Annotated in this window: 5 protein-coding genes and 1 pseudogene; 2 read left to right on the forward strand and 4 right to left on the reverse strand. The window is 54.2% G+C overall.

What is annotated here, in order from left to right; all coding sequences use genetic code 11:
• The 4 genes and pseudogenes from ABJQ89_RS06440 to coxB form a co-directional block, all read right to left on the reverse strand.
• Window positions 1-152: pseudogene (locus ABJQ89_RS06440) on the reverse strand (cytochrome c oxidase assembly protein); the annotation flags it as partial.
• On the reverse strand, window positions 152-313 hold the full coding sequence (locus ABJQ89_RS06445) for a hypothetical protein (protein WP_348495443.1): 162 nt from the start codon (window positions 311-313) through the stop codon (window positions 152-154). The gene ABJQ89_RS06445 and the pseudogene ABJQ89_RS06440, both read right to left, overlap by 1 nt.
• Window positions 313-1,251: a heme o synthase gene (cyoE, locus tag ABJQ89_RS06450; protein ID WP_348495444.1), complete on the reverse strand. Its 939-nt coding sequence runs from the start codon at window positions 1,249-1,251 to the stop codon at window positions 313-315. The genes ABJQ89_RS06445 and cyoE overlap by 1 nt, the downstream gene beginning before the upstream one ends.
• Before the next feature lie 65 nt (window positions 1,252-1,316).
• The gene (coxB, locus tag ABJQ89_RS06455) at window positions 1,317-2,159 is read right to left on the reverse strand and encodes a cytochrome c oxidase subunit II (protein ID WP_348495445.1); all 843 of its coding nucleotides are present in this window, start codon (window positions 2,157-2,159) and stop codon (window positions 1,317-1,319) included.
• Window positions 2,160-2,367: 208 nt separating this feature from the next.
• On the opposite strand from coxB, the gene tldD reads away from it, so the two are divergent.
• Window positions 2,368-3,789: a metalloprotease TldD gene (gene tldD, locus ABJQ89_RS06460; protein ID WP_348495446.1), complete on the forward strand. Its 1,422-nt coding sequence runs from the start codon at window positions 2,368-2,370 to the stop codon at window positions 3,787-3,789.
• Between the two features lie 160 nt (window positions 3,790-3,949).
• A partial coding sequence (locus ABJQ89_RS06465; protein ID WP_348495447.1) for a DNA-processing protein DprA occupies window positions 3,950-4,485 on the forward strand: 536 nt, incomplete at its 3' end.

The following is a 4,485-nucleotide window of genomic DNA, read 5'->3' on the forward strand; positions in this document are numbered from 1 at the left end:
CTATCAACAGTGGCAGTGTTCGTGACACCACCAAAGCCTGTGACGCGGCAGAACCAATCATAAAATGGCACAGACGCCCATGCCAGCGCGCCCATGAGGACAACAACTGATCCGGTTTGTGCAACTGTTTTGAGCTTTGGATCCATTGCCATTAGTCTTGCACCTCATTGCGGGGTGGTTCGTAATCGCCGCGCGTGACTTTCACGATGGTCAATCCGAAAACGATTGCAATGAAGGCCGCAAGCACAAGGCCAAGACCGACATTGCGACCATAACGACGCGTATGAATCTCATGTTGTTTGCTCAGTGACATTACCAGCCCCCAAATCCGAAGCGCGTGAGGAGCGCCTCAACAAGGATCGCACCGAAATGTGCAAAGAGGTAGAGTAAGGACAGTTTGAAAAAGCTGCGTTCGACTTTGAAGTCATCAGCTTCGCTCGCATCCTCGTCACGTTTGAAGATCTGCCATGCTCCTTTGATAAACAATGCGTTCAGCACAACGGCCACTGCTAGATAGAAGGGCCCGCCAACGCTGCTGAAGGCCGTGCCAACCGCGAGCACCGCAAGCAACAATGTGTAGACAAGAATATGAATGCGCGTTGAACGGCGACCATGCGTGACCGTCAACATTGGTACACCCGCGTTGTCATAGTCCTTGCGCATGAACAGCGCGAGGGCCCAGAAATGCGGGGGTGTCCACATAAACGTCAGGCAGAACATAAGAACAGATTCGATGGACACACCACCGGTCGCCACGGCCCAACCGATCATGGGAGGGAAAGCACCAGCCGCGCCGCCGATAACGATGTTCTGCGGGGTCCAGCGCTTGAGCCACATGGTGTAAATCACCACGTAGAAGAAAATCGTAAATGCAAGAAGGCCACCGGCGACCCAATTGGATGCCAGACCGAGCATAATCACCGAAAGACCAGAAAGCGCGACGCCAAAGCCAAGCGCTTCGCCCTCGGTCACTTTACCAGCAGGGATCGGGCGTTTTTTTGTACGCAGCATAACCGCGTCGATATCCGCGTCCCACCACATGTTCAGCGCGCCAGAAGCGCCACCACCAATTGCGATGAACAAAATGGAGGTGAAAGCGATCATCGGATGGACGGGGTTCGGTGCCGCCAACAGCCCGACAAAGGCTGTAAAAACCACCAACGTCATTACACGAGGCTTCAACAGAGCGAAGAAATCGCCGAAGCTTGCCTCTTTTTCGAGGCTGACGTTATTCAAGCTAACATCGCTCATAGTGCCCTCCGAATGACGTTGAAATCAGGCCGCGCGAACCAGGTGTTGCGCGCGGCCTTTGTTACTTAGTTTGCGGCCGCAACTTTGTATGGCTGTGGCAGACCTGCGTATTCTTCAATCGCGCCTGTCAGCCACTCTTGATACGCTTCTTCGCTCACAACCTTTACAGTGATCGGCATGTAGGCGTGGTCTTTACCGCAAAGCTCAGAGCACTGACCGAAGTAGATGCCTTCTTTCTCTGCTGCAAACCAAAGCTGAGCGATACGACCAGGAACCGCGTCTTGCTTTACGCCGAACGCTGGGATCGTCCATGCGTGGATCACGTCCGCGCCTGTCACGTTCATAACGATTGTTTTGCCAACAGGAACGACAACAGCAGTGTCCGTCGCGAGCAGATACTGCTCTGGCGCGTAGCCGTTTTCTTCGAGCTCGTCTTTGCCAAGCATAAAGCTGTCAAAGCCGAACTCGTGATCGACGTACTCATAACCCCAGTACCACTGGTAGCCAGTCACTTTGATCGTAATGTCCGCTTCTGGAATTTCCTGTTGTTTGAACAGGATAGGCAGTGAGTAAGCACCAATCAGGACCAGAACAACGATTGGGATAACGGTCCAAGCCACCTCAACAGGAGAGTTGTGTGTGAATGTGCCAGGTGTCGGGTTTGCACGGCGGTTGTAGCGCACGATGCAGTACACCATCAGAGCCGTTACAAAAATCGTAATAATCGTGATGACGACAAGGAGCATCCCGTCGAGCCATTGCAAATCGCGAGCAAGCTCGGTCGCTGCAGGTTGGAAGCCAATGCCGCGTGGCAGGGGCTGTCCGATGACTTCAAGAGCCTCTTGCGCCATGGCCGGAGCCGCGGAAAATGCTGCCAGAAGGCCGTAAAGTGTTGTTTTCAGTTGCATATTACACCCTGATCGATTGCGGCGATACGCCAGTCTTTTTCGGTTATGGTCTGTCTTTGTCACTCAAACTAGCGTAGATCGCCAGATGGCAAGCATAGCCAGTTGTTATTGGTCTGTCTAAAACCATATTCTTACTAGTAGATAAAGACTAAGCGTTGCGGCAAACGGACGCTTTTACGAATTAAGTCCAAAGAAAGAGAATTTTCGCATGTCTCACGCCCCTTTTCGTCCCTTTGAAGACCGTGTTTCGCGCGAAACGGCTTTAGAGATTCTCCAAAGTGCCTGCAGCGGGGCGGATGATGGAGAGCTCTTTATAGAGCGTCGCACGGCGGAAAGCCTTGTTTTCGATGATGGGAAACTCAAAAACGCGACCTATGACGCCTCTGAAGGATTCGGCTTGCGCGCGGTCTTGGGCGAAGTGGCGGGATATGCGCATTCCACTGAAGTTTCCGAAACCTCTTTGCGACGGGCACTTAAAACAACGCGTCTCGCTGTGGGATCAGGGGGCGGCACGCTCGCTGACGCCCCAAGTCCGACAAATGCTCGTCTTTATAGTGACGCCGATCCCATTTCAGAGGTGAGTTTTCCCGCAAAGGTCGAAACGCTGCGAGAAATCGATGCATTCTTGCGTGATCTTGATTCTCGCGTCGTGCAAGTGAGCGCCGTGATCGCCGCCTCTTTGCAAGAGGTGACAATTCTGCGCCCAGATGGCGTGGAGGTCAGCGATACCCGACCCATGACCCGCGTGAACATTTCAGTCATCGTCGAACAGGACGGTCGCCGCGAAAGTGGATCGGTTGGGGGTGGTGGTCGCTTTGCCCTTGGTGGGTTGATCGAACCCGAAGATTGGAAGCCCAAAGCGCGCGAAGCGTTGCGCATTGCCCTTGTAAACCTAGAGGCCGTCCCTGCCCCCGCAGGAATGATGGACGTAGTGCTCGGCCCTGGTTGGCCCGGAATTTTATTGCATGAGGCAGTCGGTCATGGGCTTGAAGGGGACTTCAACCGAAAAGGCTCTAGCGCATTTTCTGGGCGCGTGGGCGAGCGCGTCGCCTCTAAAGGTGTCACCGTTCTTGATGATGGCACCATTCCAAATCGACGTGGTTCTATTACTGTTGACGATGAAGGCACGCCGTCAGGTAAAAACACATTGATCGAAGACGGTATTCTCGTAGGTTACATGCAAGATCGTCAAAACGCGCGTTTGATGGGGGTTGCGCCCACTGGCAATGGACGACGCGAAAGTTATGCGCATCCGCCCATGCCACGCATGACGAACACATATATGATGGGCGGCGATGCAGCCCCTGCTGACATTCTTGCCGATTTGAAGGATGGAATTTACGCTGTCGGTTTTGGCGGCGGCCAAGTGGACATTACCAACGGCAAGTTCGTTTTCTCCTGCACAGAGGCCTATCGCGTTGAGAATGGGAAGGTCGGTGCACCTGTTAAGGGCGCCACTCTGATTGGTGACGGCGCAACGGCAATGCAGCAGATTCGCGCGCTTGGGAATGACATGGCGCTTGATCCCGGGATGGGAAATTGCGGAAAGGCGGGCCAATGGGTGCCTGTTGGTGTTGGCCAACCCACTATAATGATTGGTGGTTTAACTGTCGGCGGTGCAGCGGGCTAAGTCAAAGTGAAGCTTGGTTTACGCGCTGTTAACTCCGTTACTGCTAGAGATGATTCTGCAAGCAGGCGGAGACATGATGAGCCCACAGACCAAGACTTCTTCCACTCACCCCCTAATCCCACCCACCACGGAAGATGAGCGCTCAACATGGCTTCGTCTCTTGCGCTCCCGCAAAGTCGGCATTTCAACCTTCTATCGTTTGATGGCCGAGCATGGCAGCGCCTCCGCCGCAATGGATGCTTTGCCAGACTTGGCGAACAAGGCAGGACTTTCGAAATATCAGCCCTGTTCCCAAGCGAGCGCTGACGCGGAAATCGCACAAGGCGCAAAGATCGGCGCACAGCTTATTTGTCGCGGTGAGGCGCATTATCCTTCTTTGTTAGGCGAAATCTCGGACGCGCCGCCCATGATTTGGGTGCGCGGCGCACTTGATGTCTTAAAACGACCTATGATCGCGCTCGTCGGGGCGCGCAACGCGTCGTCCTTGGGCACAAGAATGGCGCGCGCATTGGCAAGTGATCTATCGGATCAAGGCTATGTTGTCGTTTCTGGCCTCGCGCGCGGGATTGACACCTGCGCACACCTCGCCGCTGCAGAGGGTGGCTCGATTGCCGTGCTCGCAGGTGGCGTCGACGTCATCTACCCTAACGAAAACTTAGACCTTGCTGACAAATTAATGGTCACTGGTGCGCTTGT

Origin of the sequence: Planktotalea sp. (genome assembly GCF_039984035.1) — a bacterium.
Classification (GTDB): domain Bacteria; phylum Pseudomonadota; class Alphaproteobacteria; order Rhodobacterales; family Rhodobacteraceae; genus Planktotalea.